The following is a 17,626-nucleotide window of genomic DNA, read 5'->3' on the forward strand; positions in this document are numbered from 1 at the left end:
GGCCCATGCCCGAGGAGATCCCCGTACCTCCGTGGCGCCGGCCGAAGAAGGCGCCGCCGCGGATGCCGCTGAGCCAGGATCTGATCGTCGGCACGGCGCTCGGCATCCTGGACGCCGAGGGGCTCGAGGCCCTGAGCATGCGGCGGCTCGCCCAGGAGCTGAAGACCGGACACGCTTCGCTGTACGCGCACGTGGAGAACCGGGACGAGGTGCTCGACCTCGTCTTCGACCTCGTACTGACCGAGGTGGAGATCCCGGAGCCGGAGCCGGGCCGCTGGGTGGAGCAGGTCAAGGAGATGCTCCGGTCGCTGCGCCGCGTGTTCCTGGCGCACCGGGACCTGGCGCGCATCGCGATCGACCGGGTCCCGCTCGGCCCGAACGGGATCATGGGCATGGAGCGCACCATGAATCTGCTGCGCGCGGGGGGCCTTCACGACGAGCTCGCGGCCTACGCGGGCGACCTGCTGTCGACCTTCGTCACGGCGGAGACCATGGGGGAGTCGTCCCGGCAGCCCGCCACGGAACAGAGCCGGGAGCAGGCCGGCATGTTCGCCGACCAGCTCCACGGCTATCTGAAATCCCTGCCGGCCACCCAGTTCCCGAACCTGGTCCAGTTGGCCGGCCCGATCACCTCGCTCGACTCCGACCGCCGGTTCGAGCTCGGCCTCGACATCATGCTCGCTGGCCTGCTGGCCTGCGCGGGCGAGGGTGTCAGTACCGCAGGACAGCCCCTTCAGGAGTCATGAAGACGGCTTTCGGCGGCCCGGTCAGGACGACAGGACAGACCCCTCAGGAGTCATGAAGACGGCCTTCGGCGGCCCGGTCAGCCCGGGCAGGGCGCTCAGCGCCTCCCGCAGCTTCGCCGACCGCGGGTCGGCGGCGAAGTTCTCCCGGTAGGCCTGTTCGCTCACCCACTGGGCGTAGTTGACGACCGCCGTGCCGTCCGTGCTGGCGTGATAGGTGGCCGACAGAAAACCGGGCACCGCACGGAGCCACTCCTGCACCCCGCCCGTGGCCAGCTCCACCAGCTTGCGCTGGGTGGCGGGGCCGTCCACCGAGAAGGTGACGAGGGCGACGAAGCCCACCCGCGGATCGTTCACTTCAGTCATCGTTGCTCCTCCTCAGCCGTTCTCCGGCGTACAGCGCCGCTCCCGGACCGAACTGCAGCCCGATATGGCTCGCAGCCGCGTGCACATCGCGCCAGAAGCGCTGCATCGGGCTGCCCTCCGCCTGCGCCCTGGTGCCCGCACAGGCGAACAGCCGGTCGGTCGCGGCGGTCAGCAACTCGGCTGCCAGGGCGCAGTCCCGTGCCCCCCGGCCGATGAGTTCGTCGGTCACCCCGCCGGCATCGGCGACCGCGGCGACCCGCTCCAACAGCAGTTGCGCCGCGTCGATCTCACCGGTGGCCCGGGCCAGCGCGTGCTCGTACAGCACCCGGTCGTGGGAGGAGATGGCGTTCTGCCCGGTCGGCGCGGCCAGCTTCTCGGCGATCCACGAGGTCCAGACGGCCGCGGCGCCGCGGGCCGCGCCGAGCAAGGGGAGTGCGAAGGCCAGCCCGTTGACCGCTCGCATGGGCACGGTGTGACAGATCGCCTCGGCGCCGGGACCGAGACCGGCCGCGATGGTCGCACGGGTGCAGGCCCGCGAGTCCGGCACGAACACCCCGTCGATGACAAGGGTGTTGCTGCCCGTCCCCCGCATGCCCATCGGGTACCAGCTGTCGACGATCCCGTACGCCTGCCGCGGCACCGCGAAGAACCACGGCTCGTCCCCCGCCTTGGCGCACACCAGCGCCCAGTCGGAGTGGTCCACGACGCTGACGAACGGCCAGGTGCCCGAGACCTGCCAGCCGCCCGCCGCCCGCTCGGCGCGCCCGAGCGGCATCAGGGCACCGACGATCAGGGCGTCGGGTCCGTCCGACCACAGCTCGGCCCTGCCCTCGTCCGGCAGATAGGCGGCCATCCGGCCGAGACTCGCGGTGAGCGAGGCGTACCAGGCGGTGGAGGAGCAGGCCTCGCCCAACACCGCGACCGGCTCGACGAGTTCGGCGAAGGCCGACGCCCTGCCCCCCTGTGCCACCGGCACGAAGTGGGCGGCGAAACCGGCCTCCAGGACCGCGCGCACGACCTCGGGGCTCAGCCTGCGCTGCTGCTCGGCCTCGGCCGCCCGCTTCCCGGCGAGCTCGGCGATCCGGCGGGCCCCGGCCACCAGGGGCGACTGCTCCTGGGCCGTCGTGTCCGCACTCATGCCGGGTCCATCGGGGCCCAGCCGGTCTTGGCCAGCCACTGGTCGAGGGTGAGGAGCTGCGGGAAACGGGCGCGCAGCGTGGGGATGTCGGCGTGATAGCCGATCCCGTTCATCCAGGTGTACGAGATCGCCTGCCATTGGAGGCCCAGGCGGTGCAGCTCCGGTATCGGCACCGATACGAACCGGGCGGGCAGTCCGGTGTGGCGGCCGAACGCGGCCGCGAGCTGCTCGCCGGTCACCTCGTCGCCGGCCAGCTCGATCTTGGCGCCGAGGAAGGTCCCGGGGTCGTCGAAGGCGTCGGCCGCGAAGTACCCGATGTCGGGGCCGCTGATCATCTGCAGGGTGTTGGTCGGTCCGAGCCCCCGGCGGAAGGTCAGCACGCCGTCCTCCATGACGAGGGGCGACATGTCGTGGTTGAGGTTCTCCATGAAGTACGACGGCCGCAGGAAGGTGAAGTTGAGTTCGTTCTCCCGGATCCGCTGCTCGATCGCGAGCTTGGACAGCCGCCAGTTCACGCCCTCGGGCCGCTCCGCCCCGCCGACCGAACTGTGTACGTAGTGCTCGATGCCGAGGTCACGGGCGGCGTCGGCGCAGATCTTGCCCTGCCGCTCCTCGCCCTCGACGCCCGCCGGTGTCATCGGCGTCTGGATGCTGAACACGCCGTACGCGTCCTTCATCGCCGCGCGCACCGACTCGGCGTCCTCCAGGTCGCCGGTGTGCAGACTCGCGCCCAGCTCCCGCAGCTCCTTGGCCTTCGGCGCGTCCGGATCGCGGACGAACGCCCGGACGGTCCAGCCGCGTTCCAACAGGTACCGGGCCGCGGAGCCGCCTTGTTTGCCCGTGGCTCCGAGGACCAGTACGGGCTTGTTCTCATCGGGCATGGCTGTGTGCCTTTCGTCGGTGGTCGTCACGAGTCGCGGGAGCCGGCGGGGTAGGTCGCGGCAGATCCGGCGAGGGAGGTGGCGGGGGCATCTGCAGGGGAGGTGGACACCCGCAGGTCGCGTACGGACAGCCGTACCCCTTGGCCGAACCAGCGCTCCAGGAACAGCCCCAGACCGAAGCTGAGTCCACGCGGCCGTACGGCCTCCTCCTGGCCACCGTTGTCCCGCCGGAGCCATTGCGCGTCCAGCGCGCGGAAGCCGATCCGGTCCACGGACAACACCTGCTTCCCGTCCGCCTTCCAGTGGACGGTGCCGGCCGCGGCGTCGTAGGAGATCCCGAGCCGGTGGAGCTGACCCGGAGCGCGGTCCGTGACGGGAACGCAGTACGTGAAGGACGCGAACGGGACGTCCGGCCGCAGCGCGAGCCGCTCGTAGACCGCGTAGAGCCGGCTGTGCGTGAGGAAGAAGTCGAAGATGATCCCGGTCTCGAGGTCGACCGAGATCAGGCCGCCGGCGCCGAGGCCGGGGGCCGCGGTCGGCTCGGCCACGTCCTCGTACGAGTGGGAGCGCAGGCCGAAGCCGCGCAGTCCCATCTCCGCGGTGACCGTGAGCAGTTCGCCGGGCTCGGCGGTGAACCCGCCGCGGGCACCGGCGGTGCCATCCGTGGTGAAGGCGCCCCACCGCAGATGGAGCGGGGCCGCGCCGTCCGGTCCCGGCTTGGGCTCGCTGAACGCGGGCCGCCGGGTCCGTGGATCTGCGGCGCTCGGCACGACCACCAGGCCGTCCGGCCCGCCGCGGACCAACCCGTCGCCTCCGGTGAGACCGTCGACCGGGCGCAGCCTCCACGGCGCGCCCGGTCCCTCGGTCACCAGTCCCCCGGTGAAATCCTCGCGGAAGAGTTCTGTGCCCATCCGGCCCTCCCCATCGTGTGCCCGGTCAACGGGCTCCACCCTGGCAAGGGGTCGTCGAGGTCCACTCGAAGCGGAGTCGAAGGCGCCTCAGTCAGACGTTGCGGCTGCTCTGTGCGGTGTCGTCGCCGATGCCCCAGGTGATGATGCGCTTGGGGTGGATGCGGATCATCGCGGTCCCGAAGTACGGGTGCGGCGGCTGTGCGTCGGTCAACGCCTCGGCCCGGCCGCGCACTTCGATACCGCGTGCTTCCCAGGGCTGCGTGGAGACCAGGTCGTCGACGACGAAGGCGACCTGATCGTTCTTGACGACGTTCCGGAACTTCTTGCTGGCCGTCAGATTGTGTCCGCCGATGTCGATCGTGCCGGTCTCGGTGTTGATCCGGAACGACACGGGATTGACCTGAGGCTGCCCGTCGGGCGCCACGGTGCCCAACCGGCCGAGGTTCTGGGAGGCGTAGTAGGCGAGCTCTTCAGGAGTGAAAGGCATGTCAGCTTCCTTGGACCTTGGTGTAGTTGAGGTGCTCCCGGCCGGGCGTGGGGCCCGCCCCGGGCTTCGGAGACGTAACGGTCGAGGGCAGCCAGCGAAGCACGGCGAGCGCGCCCACGAAGGCCGCCACGGCAGCCGCCCCGGCGGCCAGATGCATGGCGTCCAGGAACGCCTGCCGTGCGGGCGCGGCCAGTCCGCTCTCCCCCAGCCGGGTCGCGGCCAGGAGCGTGGCGTCGAGGGACTCGCCGGCCTCGTGCCGCATGGAGGGCGGCAGTACGGCGAGTTCGTCCTCGATGCCGCTGCGGTACGCGGCGCCCATGACCGAGCCGAGTACGGCGACGCCCAGCGCGCCGCCGAGTTGGCGCATGGTGTTGTTCATCGCCGAGGCCACGCCCGCCTTCTCACGAGGAATCGCGTTCATGATGGATACCGCTGCGGTCGGCATGACGCAGGCTACGCCCGCCCCCAGCAAGGCGAACAGGGTGAGGATCAGCCAGACGGAAGCCTGCTGGGTGACGAAGGAGACCCCGGTCAGTGCGGCCGTCACGGCGAACATGCCGGCCGCGCAGACGTACCGGGGACCGACCGAGCGGACGAGGACCGTGCTGAGCGGCCCGAAGATCACGTTCGCGACGGCCAGCGCCACGGTGCACGTGCCGGCTTGCAGCGGCGTGTAGCCACGCACGCTCTGCAGATAGAAGGCGCTGAAGAAGAGGAAGCCCATCATCGCGAAGTTGACCAGGCCGACGGCGACCACGGCGGTGGAGAATGCCTTCAGCCGGAAGAACCCGAGTTCGAGCGAGGGTTCGGCGGTACGCCGCTCATGCCACAGGAACACCCCGAGCAGGCCGAGGCCCCCCAGGCCGGGTCCCCAGACCGTGGGCTCGGTGACCCCGCCGGTCCGGCCGGCCTCGATGATCCCGTAGACGAGGACCACGAGACCGGCGATCGAGAGCAGCAGCCCGCCCGCGTCGACGCGCTTGCCGACGGCGCCCCGGGTCTCGGGCACCAGCAACACCACCGCGACCAGGCTGATCAGCACGATCGGCACATTGACCAGGAAGACCGAACCCCACCAGAAGTGGGCGAGCAGCAGCCCGCCGGTGACGGGGCCGACGCCCAGGGCGAAGCCGACCGAAGCCGCCCAGATCCCCAGGGCCTTGGGGCGCTCCCGCATCGGGAAGACGGCGGCGATGGTGGCGAGAGTGCTCGGCAGCACCGCCGCACCGCTCACCCCCATGCAGGCGCGGGCGGCGATGAGCTGCTCCGGCGAGGCTGCGTAGGACCCGGCCAGGGACGACAGCCCGAACAGGACGAGTCCCAGGACGAGTACGCGCTTGCGGCCCAGCCGGTCTCCGAGCACACCCCAGGTGAACAGTGTCGCGGCGAAGGTCAGGGTGTAGGCGCTCAGCACCCACTCGACCTGGCTGTGCGAGGCACCGAGACCCTGGTCGGGGTCGGTGAGGGTGCGCAGCGTCACGTTGAGCACGGTGTTGTCGAGGATGATGCTCACGAGACTGAGGACCAGTACCGCGAGAATCGCCCAGCGCCGCGGATGCCCCTCGTCGGCCGGGCCGCCCGGCCTCACAGGGCCGGCACCAGAACTAGCTTCCCCCGCACATGGCCCTGCTCGAGTGTGCGGTGGGCCTCGGCCGCCTCGGCGAAGGGGAAGACGGCGTCGATGTGCGGCCGCAGGCTGCCGTCGGCGCAGAGTGCGGCCAGGGCGGCCAGCCGGGAGGCGGACCGCTCCACCTGCGGCATGACGATGCCCTCCTGGTGCACGGCACGGAAGTTGGCGATGGTGCCGATCCGGGCCCGGTCCGCGACGAGTTCGAGCGAGACGGCCAGCGCCTCAGGGCCGCCGTGGCAGTCCAGTGCCACGTCGACGCCGTCCGGCGCCAGGGCGCGCACCCGGTCGGCGAAGCCCGGGCCGTACGCGACGGGCAGCGCGCCCAGCGAGCGCAGGAAGTCGTGATTGCGCTCACCGGCGCTGCCGATCGCCGTGCCGCCCCGCTCCCGGACGAGCTGGACGGCGAGGCTGCCGACCCCGCCGGCCGCGGCGTGCACGAGCACGGTGTCGCCCTTGCCGACCCGCAGGGCGTCCAGGGCGATGTCCGCGGTCTGCCCCACCGCCGACAGGGACCCTGCGACCTCCCACGACAGCTCCGGCGGCTTGGCGGTGATCTGGTCCGCGCCGACGGCGAGCACCTCGGCGCCGGACTGCATGACGGCGAACCCCAGTACCTCGTCGCCCGGCGCGAACCCGGTCACCTCCGGTCCTGTCCGCTCGACGGTCCCGGCGAACTCGTTGCCGATGATCTGCGGGAACTCGACCGGATACCGACCCCGCATGCCGCCGGAGCGCACCCGGCAGTCGAATCCGTTGACCCCGGCGGCCCGTACCCGGACCGTCACCTGACCCGGTCCTGGCAGCGGCTCGGGGACATCGATGAGGCCGAGTACGTCCGGCCCGCCGAAATCATGGATGGCTACGGCCTTAGGCATGCGTTCTCCACGTTCGTCGAAGTTGCTGCTACTTCTTGACCTGCGTGCTGGCCAGCACGGTCTGGGGCTTCGCCGGGTCGGGGAAGCACTCGAACGGGCCCCACTCGTCGAGGATCGGCTGGTAGCGGTACCAGTAGAAACCGGGCTGCTCGTAACTCGAGCCGCCAGGAACGAAGTTGAGCGTACCGGTGGCCTTCGGTGCCTTGTACGTCACTTTCAGTGTCGGCAGGTCGAACTCGACGCCGCCCTCGAAGGGGCCGGACGCGCTGACGACGATGTCGGTGCCCACGACCGCGGCGTCGACGGTCGAGTCGCCAAGGCCGCTGCCGCCGGTGAGGTTCAGGTGCTTGACCTTCGCGCCCTCCGGAATCCGGTAGGCGACCCGCACATCGGTGACGGTCTTGTTGTACTCGGCGAAGGCGGTGATCGGGGCCGGGTCGTACGCGGCCTTGAACTGCCCGCCCCGCCGGACCGAGTCGGGCACGGTGACATCGAATCCGCGGGCGTAGTCGTAGACCGGGTGCGTGTTGCCCTGCACCCAGGTGCGGCACTCGTACGGCACGGCGACGTTCGCGGCGTACGCGCTGCCGCCCAGGCTCACGATTCCCGCCAGGGCGAGGCCTGCCGCGGTGGTCAGACGTATTCCCTGTTGGACCATCGACGTCATGAGAGGTTCTCCTTCGAATACGAACTCTGGAATGCGAAACGGATACGGCTCGGAATGAAAGGTCAGGAAGTCAGGGCAATTGGGGGGACGTCACGGGCATCGGGGACGGACGTCAGGGAATGAGGACGACCCGGCCCAGCTGGGCCCTGGCCTCGACGAGGGCGTGCGCCTCGGCGGCCTGCTCCAGGGGCAGTCGGGCGTGCACGGCGGACTTCACCTGGCCGTCGGCCAGCAGCCGGGCGAGTTCGGCGACGCCCGCCTCGTACTCGTCCGGGCGGCCGAGCCGCCAGGCCGACAGTGCGAAGCCGGTGACGTACTTGATGGAGATGAGGTCCATCACCGACACCCGCGGGATCTCCAGCTCGCCGCCCGAGGAGCCGTAGAACACCAGCCGGCCGCCCGGGGCGAGCAGGCCGATGCCCTGTTGCAGGACCTCGGCGCCGACACCGTCCAGGATCAGGTCGGGTCCGCGTCCGCCGGTGAGTTCCCGGACCTCCTCGGCCCACTGCGGGGAGCGGATGTCGACGACGGCGTCGGCGCCCGTCGCGCGGGCGAACTCGCGCTTGGCGTCCGCGCCCGCCGTGCCGATGACCTGGCCGGCCCCGGCCGCCCGGGCGAGCTGGACCGCGATGTGGCCCACGCCGCCGGCCGCCGCGTGCACCAGTACGGTCTCGCCCTTGCGCAGCTGCCCGGTCCTGAGGATGCCGAGGGCGATCAGTCCGGTGCCCGGCAGGACCGCGGCCTCGGCGGCGTCCAGCTCCTCGGGTACGGGTACGACGGTGGCGGCGTCGACGACGACCTGTTCGGCGTAGGCGCCGTAGAGGGTGAAGGCGCCGACCCGGTGCCCCGGGCGCAGGCCCTCGACGTCCGGTCCCACCGCGGTGATCCGGCCGACCACGTCGCCGCCGAGGACGACGGGGAAGACGGGCCGCCACATGGGCGCGGGGAAGACCTCGCGCCGCATCTGGGTCTGTGCGTGGCCCACGCTGACCGCCTCGACGGCGATCCGCACCTGGCCGGGGCCGGGCTCGGGGACCGGGCTCTCGGCGACGTACAGGACGTCGGGGGCGCCGTACCGGTCGAACTGCGCGGCACGCATCACTTCTCCTCCTTCTGCGGCTGCCCGTCCCGCCCGAGGGCGGCGAGTACGGCGTGGTCCCGGTCCCGCCCGAGGGCGGCAAGTACGGCGTGGTGCCGTTCGTCACGGTCCCGGACGAGTTCGGCATAGGTGCGGTGCCCGTACGCGGCTTCGGTCTGTCCGACCACGGTCTCGACCGCCTCCGGGGTGAGGGCGGGCTGCCCGAGCCCGCGCCAGCCCTGTTCGAGGCCGCTGCCGAGATGCTCGAGCCACTTGCGCAGGCCGCCCGGGCCCCCGCCCAGGTGGAACGCGTGGAAGGGGCCGATGGTGGACCAGCGCAGCCCGATCGACTCGGTGACGATCCGGTCGAGTTCCTCGACGGTCACCACACCTTCGAGGACGAGGTGGATGCTCTCGCGCAGCAGCGCGGACTGCAGCCGGTTGGCCGCGAAGCCCGGCAGCGCCCTGTGCAGCACGACCGGGGTGCGCCCCACGGACTCCAGGAAGGCCACCGTCCTCTTGACGGCCTCCGGGTCGGTACGTTCCCCGGCGATCACCTCGACCAGCGGCACGATGTGCGGCGGGTTGAACGGATGGGCGACGACCAGCCGGCCCGGTCCTGACATGTCGCGGCTCAGGTCGTCGGGGAGCAGTTTCGACGTGGAGGAAAGGACGAGGGCGTGGGCCGGGGCCGCCTCGCCGATCTCGGCGAACAGCCGTTGTTTGAGGGGCAGGTCGTCGGGGGCGTTCTCGGAGACGAGGTCCACTCCGGCCACCGCCCGTGCGAGGTCCGGCTCGTACTCGATCTGCGCCGCCAGCTCGTCCACCCGGCCCGGCGAGAACAGTTCGAGTCCGTCGCGCACGATGCGCCGGACGTCGGACCTGCGGCTGTTGACCCGTACGGTCAGCCCGTAGTCGCTGAACAGATTGATCCATCCCAGGCCGATCGTGCCCGCCCCGATCACTGTCACGGTGCTCATGGCGATGAGGCTGACAGCGCCCGCTCGAACCCCGCTCGAGCGGCCTTCGAGGCCTCAGGACGACCGTGGCCGTATGACCATCACAGCGCTTCCCACCGGCCTGTACGCCGAAGTCCTGTCGTTCTACGGCCACCAGATGCAGAAGCTGGACGGCCGTGACTTCGACGGCTATGCCGCGACCTTCACCGAGGACGGCGAGTTCAAGCACTCCCCCACCCTGCCCGCGGCCCACACCCGTGCCGGGATCATCGCCGTCCTGGAGGACTTCCACCGGAAATTCGACGCCCGGAAGATCCAGCGCCGGCACTGGTTCAACCACGCCGCGCTCAGCCAGGCGCCCGACGGCTCGATCACGGCGACTAGCTACTGCCTGGTGCTCACCGTCCACGCGGACGTCAAGGAGCCCGAGTTCGGGCCGAGTTGCGTCGTGCACGACGTCCTGGTCCGCGGCGAGGACGGCGAACTGCTCCTGCGATCCCGCCATGTCACCCACGACCACGTCCTCACCGGCTGACCGAACCACGGTGGACCGGAGCGCGGCGGACCGGAGCGCGGTGGCCCGTGGAAGGTGGCCCGGTCCTGCCAGGCCCCCTTCCACCGATCGCCGGACAGGATGCGAACCTTCGGCCTCAGAAGCGGAGCACCCGCATCACGCCGGGTCGAGCGCCCCCGACTGCCGCGGATCTGCCGACTGGCCGATGACGCGCGGATCGACGGCGCGACCGACGAAGACCGGGGGCGCCCGGCGACGCCATGTTCTGTTGTGGCATGAGGGCCGTACTCCTTGTCCATTGCGAACGGCCGCGGACCGACCACCGCGACGAGCACCGCGGCCCTGAAGCCGGGGCCGGCCCTCCGTTCATCAGGCGCCGAAGACCTGGAACTCCGAGACCTGCCCGGCCGGCCAGCCGTTGTTGGCCGTGAAGGTGAGACGTACGTAGCGGATGGAGACGGTCGAGGGGAGCGTCAGGGTCGCGGTGTTGCCGGTCGCCGGGTCGAAGGTGCAGCCCGCCGGGGCGAGGAGCTGGGTGGAGGTGCCGGCGTCCGTGCCGCCCTGGACGGAGATGGTCTGGGTACGGATGGCCCAGGCGGTCGCCGGGGGAAGGCGGAGGACGATCCGTTTGACGCCGGTCGCGGCGCCCAGGTCGACCTGGATCCACTGCGGGAAGGCGTTGTTGGCGGACTCCCAGTAGGTGTTGGCGTCGCCGTCGGTCGCATTGCCCGATCCGTAGATCTGGGTGTGGCTGCTCTCCGCGGTGGGGCGGTTGAGTGCCAGGTTGGTGGTGCTGGAAGGGGGGTCGGTGGTGACGTTGACCTGGTTGGAGGGCTGCGACACGTTGCCGGCCGCGTCGAGGGCGACGACGCCGAAGGTGTACGCGGTGGACGCACCAAGTCCGTTGACGGTGAAGGACGTTGCGGCGGTGGCGCCCACCTGGGTGCTGGTCGAGCCGGACATCTGAAGGATCCGGTAGCCGGTGACGCCGACGTTGTCGGTCGACGGATTCCAGGCCAGCGAGACGGAGTTGCTGGTGCGCCCGGTGACGGTCAGGGCACCCGGCGCGGCGGGCGGTGTGGTGTCGCCGCCGGAGGGGACGGTCGGCTGCGTGGGGCGGGTGGCGGTCAGCGCGATCTGGCCCTTGAGCATGCGGCCGCCGTCACCGGTCAGGCGGAGGTAGTAGTCGGAGGAGCAGGCGGTGCCGTCCTCGTCGAGGGCGAGGAATCCGGAGTTGGTGGGCACCCACGCCTGGGTCTCGGCGGTCTTGGCGATCTGGTTGCCCTCGTTGTACTCGTCGAACATCGAGATGTAGATGCCCTGCACCCCGGCCCGCACCACGTTGTAGAACTGCCGCCACATGAAGTCGCCATGAGCGCGCTGCCGACCGGAGACATCGCCGGGCAGGACGCAGGGCTGGTAGTCGATGCCGTTGGCGTTGCAGTCGGCCTGGTCGCCGACGGTGTACGTGTTGTACGCGTTGTCGGCCTCGGTCACATTGCCGATGGCACCGACCATCCACGGCGAGATCATGTTGAAGGCGTGGTAGACACCCAGATAGCCGGGCCGTGAGCCCCCGGTGCCCGTCCGCCATTCGCGCGGGACGCCGCCGATGACGTAACAGCCCTGTCCCTTGAACCAGTTGACGACGTCGAGGCAGGCGTCGGCGGTGAAGGGGTGGTTGTTGTCGTTGAAGCCGAAGCCCCAGATACAGACGACCGGCTTGCCGTTCTGCTTCGCGTACGCCGAGGACGCGGTGTGCGCGGACATCTTGTTCGTCCAGTCCGTCTTGATCTCGGACTGCATGTTCGTCCAGCTGGTGACGTCGTACATGACGTAGAACTTCCGGCCGTACGACTCGGCGGCGCTGCGCACCTTGGTCGCCATGGCGTCGCGGGTGGGGCCCTCTCCACCGGTGGGGTTGAAGCGTTGCAGGCCGGCCGTGTCGATGTTGTTCTGCTGCATCCACAGGAAGTGGGTGTTCACCGTCTGCTGGTCGTAGGAGGAGAACAGCCTGGCGGGCTGGCCGTTGCCCAGGGCGGCGTACGACGTCTGGTAGGTGCTGGTGTACTCCCGTACGTCGGGCCAGCAACTGATGCCGGTGTTGGACGGGGACGGCGGCTGGCTCCAGTTCTGGGTCCAGTGCCACCAGCCGTTGATGGGCGCGCCGTCGCCGATGCAGGCGAACCAGCCCTGGTAGCCGACGGTGATCTTGCCGACCACGTCGCCCGGCGGGCTGGCCGCCGACGCGTTCGGGGCGAGTACGGTCCCGGCCGCTCCCACGGTTCCCACCGCGCCGGCCGCGACCGCGGCCCTCAGGAAGACTCTGCGTGTGACACCCATCTGGACTCCTCCGGACTCCTGTTGACTCCGCTTGGCTCCTCTTGGCTGAACGTGATGGTCACCGTGTTGTCGGCGTTGCTGGCGACGGTCAGGTTGCCCGTACGGGATCCGCCCGTGGTGGGCTTGAACCCGACGTTCACCGTGCAGGACGCACGGGTCGCGTCGGACACACCGGTCGAGTCGGCACCCTTACTGAAGAACAGGAAGCTGCCGTAGTACCCGCTGTAGGCGTTGGTGAGGGTGAAGACCGGCTGCTTGACTCCGTCGATGTACAGCCGTTGATGGCGAAGTCCTCCGCCTGCACCTCGCCGTACGGCAGGCTCGCGCCGCTGCCGCCGGTCGCGGTGGACGCCGCCCAGGCGGGTGGACGGCCAGCGCGACGACGCCGACTGCGGCCACCATCGCGGTGCTGACCGCCGGGATGAGGGCGCGTCTCAGATCTCGGTTGGAATGGAACACGCGCCACTCCTTTCATCGCGAAATGCCATACCTGTTCCGCTGACGCCGCCGGAGAGGGAGGACCGGGGCCACAGGGAGTGGGGGGAGACAGGGTGCGACAACGACGTGTGGTGGACCGTAATCACGTCGACATGAACACGCAATATCCCGACAGAACATTGCAACGATAAAATTTCAGCGTGCAAGATCTAATGTTCCGTCTCGATCCTGCACCCAGCGCCGGTCCGCACAGGCCGCACACATGCCATTGCCGCCGAACGGAGTGTCCGGCGGCCCAGGTCCGTCAGTCACCGCCGGCGGGCAGGTCGACGGCTCCGGTCAGGTCGGCGCCGGAGGTGTCCGGCAGGCGCAGTGCCCCTGCCACCGCAGCCGGTGACCGTCGAGCCGCTGGGCGCGGGGTGGACCGACGGCGAGATCGCGATGCCGTTGCGGCTCGCTGGATTCCGACGAAGTAAAGAATCCCTCACGCAAGCCCATGCAGGTTTCTTGTCAGATCCTGCAAATCCCCGACAGATCGCGACATCATACGGCTGCTACCGATGCCCGCCGCGGACAGCCCAGGGCACGGCTTGATCACTGATCCCAACCCGAGCACCACTCACACCGACTGGTCACAGCCACCTTCAACACCGCGCCGAACAGAACCCACGGGTCAGGATCCCTTAGCCACCGGCTCCAGAATCGCCACACACTCCACATGATGAGTCATCGGAAACAGATCGAACGCCCGCAGCGTCCGCACCTTGTACCCACCGTCCCGGAAGTACCCCAGGTCCCGGGCGAGCGCCGCCGGGTCGCAGGCGACGTACGCGATGCGGCGGGCGCCGAGCGAGGCGAGGTGTTCGACGGTCTTCTTGCCGGCGCCGGAGCGCGGCGGGTCGAGAACGATCAGGTCGACCTCGGTGATGCCGGTGCGCGGGAGGACGGCTTCGACCTTGCCCTGTTCGATGCGGACGCGCTCGAAGGCCGTGAGGTTGTGCCGGGCGTCCTCGACCGCACGCTTGCCGGACTCGATGCCGAGGACCGCGCCCTTGTCGCCGAGGCGGTCGGCGAGGGCGCCGGCAAAGAGGCCGACACCGCAGTACAGGTCGAGCGCCATCTCGCCCTTGCGCGGCATCAGGCCCTGCATGACGGCCTTGACCAGGGTGTCCGCGGCCTGCGGATGGACCTGCCAGAAGCCGCCGCTGCCGACACGGTACGTACGGCCGTCGGCGCGCTCGCGGACGAAGGCGCGGCCGTGGACGCGGTGGATGCCGCCGTCGTGCTCCTCGACGCGCATGACGGAGACGGGCTTGTCGAGCTCGACGAGGGGCAGCCGGGCGCCGGGCCTCGGTTCGAGGATCACCATGCGGTCCTGGGAGCCCGTCGCGGCGATCGCGTCGACCGAGACCATGCCGGACCAGTCACGCTCCTCGACCCCGAGCTCGCTGACGCCGACGGCCGCGATCATGCAGTGGTCGATCGGCTCGACCTCGTGCGAGCGGTGGCGGCGCAGCCCCGCGTTGCCATCCGGATCGACGGCGTACTGCACGCGGGTGCGCCAGGCCGGGACCTCGCCCGCCGGCAGCTTGTCGCCCTCGGCGGGCATCACCGTGCCGTCCCAGCCCGCCTCCTCCGGAGTGAGGCCGGCGAGCCGCTGGAGCTGCTCGGTGATGACCTCGCCCTTGAGCCGTCGCTGGGCGCCCGGCTTGGCGTGCTGCCAGTCGCAACCGCCGCAGCGGCCGGGACCGGCGTACGGGCAGGGGGCCTCCACACGGTCCTTGGACGGTTCGAGCACGGTGACGGCATCGGCGCGCAGGAACCGCGCACCCTCCTCGCCCTCGGTGACCCGCGCGAGGACCCGTTCGCCAGGCAGGGTGTGCCGGACGAAGAGGACCTGTCCTTCGGCCGTACGGGCAATGCAGTGCCCGCCGTGGGCGACAGGGCCGATCTCGACCTCGTACTCCTCCCCCACCAGCGATTTCTTCGGTTCTGCCTGCATGGCGGGGTGACTCCAGATGCGAAAGGGTGCGGGAGGGGTGCGGAAGCGGTACGGGAAGGGTGCGGGAGGGGGGAACGGCCGGACAACAGCCCACCAGTCTACGTGGCCACCGCCCGGCCGCTCACCACAAGCCAGGCGGCGGCAGGGCCGAGGTGGCGTCAGCCCTTCGTCGTCCCCGTCGGCTCCTTCGGACGGTCCTGCGCGGGACCGCGCCGCACCGCCCCCGGCGCGTTCCACTCCTGCCGCTTGCGGGCCCGCTTGCGCGCGACCTCGGAGGACTCCAGCTGGTAGGGCACCGACGTCACCATCACGCCCGGCGTGAACAGCAGCCGGCCCTTCAGCCTGAGCGCGCTCTGGTTGTGCAGCAGCTGCTCGTACCAGTGTCCGACCACGTACTCGGGGATGATCACGGACACCGCGTCGCGCGGGGACTCGCGGCGCAGCCCCTTCACGTACTCGATGACGGGACGCGTGATCTCGCGGTACGGCGAATCCAGGACCTTCAGCGGTACGTCGATGCCGCGGCGCTCCCACTCGTCGCGCAGCGCCTTCGTCTCGACCGGGTCGACATTGACGCTGAGCGCCTCCAGGGTGTCGGAGCGCATCAGCTTGGCGTATGCGAGGGCGCGCAGCGAGGGGCGGTGGATCTTGGAGATCAGGACCACGGAGTGGACGCGGGAGGGGCGGACGCTGTCGTCGGAGGGTCCCTCGGGCGCGGCCAGTTCCTCGGCGACCCGGTCGTAGTGCTTACGGATCGCGCTCATCGTCGCGTAGAAGATCACCATGCCGAGCAGCGCGACCCAGGCGCCGTGCGTGAACTTCGTGACGAGGACGACGACGAGCACGAGCCCGGTGAAGAAGGCGCCGAAGGTGTTGATCGCCCGGGAGCGGACCATGTGGCGGCGCTTGGCCTGGTCCTTCTCGGTGCGCAGATGACGGTTCCAGTGCCGGACCATGCCGGTCTGGCTGAGCGTGAAGGAGACGAAGACACCGACGATGTAGAGCTGGATGAGCTTGGTCGAGTCCGCGCCGTAGACCCAGACGAGCAGCGCGGCCGCGAGGGCGAGCAGCACGATGCCGTTGGAGAAGGCGAGGCGGTCGCCGCGGGTGTGCAACTGGCGCGGGAGGTAGCGGTCCTGGGCGAGGATCGAGCCGAGCAGCGGGAAGCCGTTGTACGCGGTGTTGGCGGCGAGGAACAGGACCAGCGCGGTGGCGGCGGCCAGCACCACGAACGGGAAGCTGCCCTTGCCGAAGACCGCCTCGGCGACCTGCGAGATCACCGGGTTCTGGACGTAGCCGGAGCCGACCGCGACGCCGTTGTGGATCAGGTCGACGGCCGGGTTCTCGGCCATCCGCACCTTGGTCGCCATGGCCAGGCCGATGATGCCGCAGAACATGGTGACGGCGAGCAGGCCCATCGCCGCGAGGGTGGTCGCGGCGTTCTTCGACTTGGGCTTGCGGAAGGCCGGGACGCCGTTGGAGATCGCCTCGACGCCGGTGAGCGCGGCGCAGCCGGAGGAGAACGCGCGCAGCAGCAGGAAGACGAGGGCGAAGCCGGCAAGCCCTTGGTGCTCGGCCTCGATGTGGAAGTCGGCGGTCGGCGCCTTCATGGTGTCGTCCAGCACGAGCCCGCGGAACGAGCCCCACGCGATCATGATGAAGACGCCCGCCACGAAGACGTACGTCGGAATCGCGAAGAGCTTTCCGGACTCCTTCACTCCGCGCAGGTTCATCAGCGTGAGCAGCACGATGACGCCGACCGCGCACAGCACCTTGTGCTCGATCACGAACGGGATCGCCGAGCCGAGGTTCTCGATGCCGGAGGCGATCGAGACGGCGACGGTGAGGACGTAGTCGACGAGCAGCGCGCTGGCGACGGTGAGGCCGGCGCGCGGGCCGAGGTTGGTGTTGGCGACCTCGTAGTCGCCGCCGCCGCTCGGGTACGCGTGCACGTTCTGCCGGTAGGAGGCGACCACGGTGAACATCAGCACCACGACCGCGAGCGCGATCCACGGGCTGAAGTGGTAGGCCGACACGCCCGCGATGGAGAGGACCAGGAGCACTTCTCCGGGTGCGTACGCCACGGAGGAGAGCGGGTCGGATGCGAAGACGGGGAGTGCGATGCGCTTCGGCAGGAGCGTTTCTCCGAGCCGGTCACTGCGCAGTGCGCGCCCGATCAGGATCCGTTTGGGCACGTCGGTCAGTTTGGACACGGAGAGGATCGTAAGCGTTCGAACGGGCGGTCGCCCACCTGCCGCACGACATCTGCCCTCCGAGTGAAAACGGGCACATGCCCCGTTGCGGATTCCGCAGTCGCACAGATCCGCATGCCTATATGAAAAACATCCACATTTGCCCGCTTATGGAGGTTCCATGCACGCCACCGCGGAGCTCATCGGCGCGGCCGCCGGACTCATCGGCCTCGGAATCCTGACCCTGCTGAGCGTCCGCAGCATCAACCGTCGCTGACCCCCACTCGACAGGAGCCGACAGACGGCTTCCGGTCAGTTACCTGGCGCGAGGGAGGAGTGACCCGGATCACTTGGGCGGCCTCCCAGGGCCACCACCCCCCGTCGATCCGTACGGCTTTGCCG

15 protein-coding genes are annotated in these 17,626 nt (G+C 70.0%); 2 read left to right on the forward strand and 13 right to left on the reverse strand.

The features are described 5' to 3' along the window. The first annotated feature begins 5 nt into the window (after positions 1-5). Positions 6-746 (forward strand): TetR/AcrR family transcriptional regulator, encoded by a 741-nt coding sequence (locus tag ACFVKT_RS26410; RefSeq protein WP_385735589.1) that lies wholly within the window; start codon positions 6-8, stop codon positions 744-746. A gap of 21 nt (positions 747-767) precedes the next feature. On the opposite strand, the gene ACFVKT_RS26415 is transcribed toward ACFVKT_RS26410, so the two are convergent. The 10 genes from ACFVKT_RS26415 to ACFVKT_RS26460 all read right to left on the reverse strand — a co-directional run bounded on the left by ACFVKT_RS26415 (position 768) and on the right by ACFVKT_RS26460 (position 9,756). Beyond that, complete coding sequence (locus ACFVKT_RS26415) at positions 768-1,109, reverse strand: antibiotic biosynthesis monooxygenase (RefSeq protein WP_385735590.1); 342 nt, start codon at positions 1,107-1,109, stop codon at positions 768-770. Continuing rightward, entirely contained in the window at positions 1,102-2,247 is a 1,146-nt protein-coding gene (locus tag ACFVKT_RS26420) for an acyl-CoA dehydrogenase family protein (RefSeq protein ID WP_385735592.1), read from the reverse strand. Before ACFVKT_RS26420 ends, ACFVKT_RS26415 begins: the two co-directional genes overlap by 8 nt. Continuing rightward, positions 2,244-3,128: an NmrA/HSCARG family protein gene (locus tag ACFVKT_RS26425; RefSeq protein WP_385735594.1), complete on the reverse strand. Its 885-nt coding sequence runs from the start codon at positions 3,126-3,128 to the stop codon at positions 2,244-2,246. The genes ACFVKT_RS26420 and ACFVKT_RS26425 overlap by 4 nt, the downstream gene beginning before the upstream one ends. A 26-nt stretch (positions 3,129-3,154) precedes the next feature. Next, the gene (locus tag ACFVKT_RS26430; RefSeq protein ID WP_385735596.1) at positions 3,155-4,039 is read right to left on the reverse strand and encodes a DUF6081 family protein; all 885 of its coding nucleotides are present in this window, start codon (positions 4,037-4,039) and stop codon (positions 3,155-3,157) included. 91 nt (positions 4,040-4,130) lie between these two features. Beyond that, entirely contained in the window at positions 4,131-4,526 is a 396-nt protein-coding gene (locus tag ACFVKT_RS26435) for a PPOX class F420-dependent oxidoreductase (RefSeq protein ID WP_385735597.1), read from the reverse strand. 1 nt (position 4,527) lies between these two features. Further along, positions 4,528-6,114, reverse strand: coding sequence for an MFS transporter (locus tag ACFVKT_RS26440; RefSeq protein ID WP_385735599.1), 1,587 nt, complete (start codon positions 6,112-6,114; stop codon positions 4,528-4,530). Beyond that, complete coding sequence (locus ACFVKT_RS26445) at positions 6,111-7,031, reverse strand: NADP-dependent oxidoreductase (protein ID WP_385735601.1); 921 nt, start codon at positions 7,029-7,031, stop codon at positions 6,111-6,113. Before ACFVKT_RS26445 ends, ACFVKT_RS26440 begins: the two co-directional genes overlap by 4 nt. A gap of 28 nt (positions 7,032-7,059) precedes the next feature. Continuing rightward, positions 7,060-7,698, reverse strand: coding sequence for a hypothetical protein (locus tag ACFVKT_RS26450; RefSeq protein ID WP_385735603.1), 639 nt, complete (start codon positions 7,696-7,698; stop codon positions 7,060-7,062). Positions 7,699-7,810: 112 nt separating this feature from the next. Continuing rightward, complete coding sequence (locus ACFVKT_RS26455; protein ID WP_385735605.1) at positions 7,811-8,797, reverse strand: zinc-binding alcohol dehydrogenase family protein; 987 nt, start codon at positions 8,795-8,797, stop codon at positions 7,811-7,813. Continuing rightward, positions 8,797-9,756, reverse strand: a complete 960-nt coding sequence (locus tag ACFVKT_RS26460; protein ID WP_385735607.1) for a 3-hydroxyacyl-CoA dehydrogenase NAD-binding domain-containing protein — start codon at positions 9,754-9,756, stop codon at positions 8,797-8,799. The genes ACFVKT_RS26455 and ACFVKT_RS26460 overlap by 1 nt, the downstream gene beginning before the upstream one ends. Before the next feature lie 73 nt (positions 9,757-9,829). Here ACFVKT_RS26460 and ACFVKT_RS26465 point away from each other — a divergent pair, with 73 nt between their 5' ends. Next, positions 9,830-10,270 (forward strand): nuclear transport factor 2 family protein, encoded by a 441-nt coding sequence (locus ACFVKT_RS26465; RefSeq protein ID WP_385735608.1) that lies wholly within the window; start codon positions 9,830-9,832, stop codon positions 10,268-10,270. 348 nt (positions 10,271-10,618) lie between these two features. Here the strand turns inward: ACFVKT_RS26465 and ACFVKT_RS26470 are convergent, their stop codons facing one another. The 3 genes from ACFVKT_RS26470 to ACFVKT_RS26480 form a co-directional block, all read right to left on the reverse strand. Then, positions 10,619-12,592, reverse strand: coding sequence for a discoidin domain-containing protein (locus ACFVKT_RS26470; RefSeq protein WP_385735609.1), 1,974 nt, complete (start codon positions 12,590-12,592; stop codon positions 10,619-10,621). A gap of 1,111 nt (positions 12,593-13,703) precedes the next feature. Beyond that, positions 13,704-15,032: a class I SAM-dependent RNA methyltransferase gene (locus ACFVKT_RS26475; RefSeq protein WP_385735611.1), complete on the reverse strand. Its 1,329-nt coding sequence runs from the start codon at positions 15,030-15,032 to the stop codon at positions 13,704-13,706. A 158-nt stretch (positions 15,033-15,190) separates the two neighbouring features. Continuing rightward, entirely contained in the window at positions 15,191-17,245 is a 2,055-nt protein-coding gene (locus ACFVKT_RS26480) for an APC family permease (RefSeq protein ID WP_385735612.1), read from the reverse strand. Positions 17,246-17,626: the final 381 nt, after the last annotated feature.

Origin of the sequence: Streptomyces sp. NPDC127595 (assembly GCF_042671685.1) — a bacterium.
GTDB lineage: Bacteria > Actinomycetota > Actinomycetes > Streptomycetales > Streptomycetaceae > Streptomyces.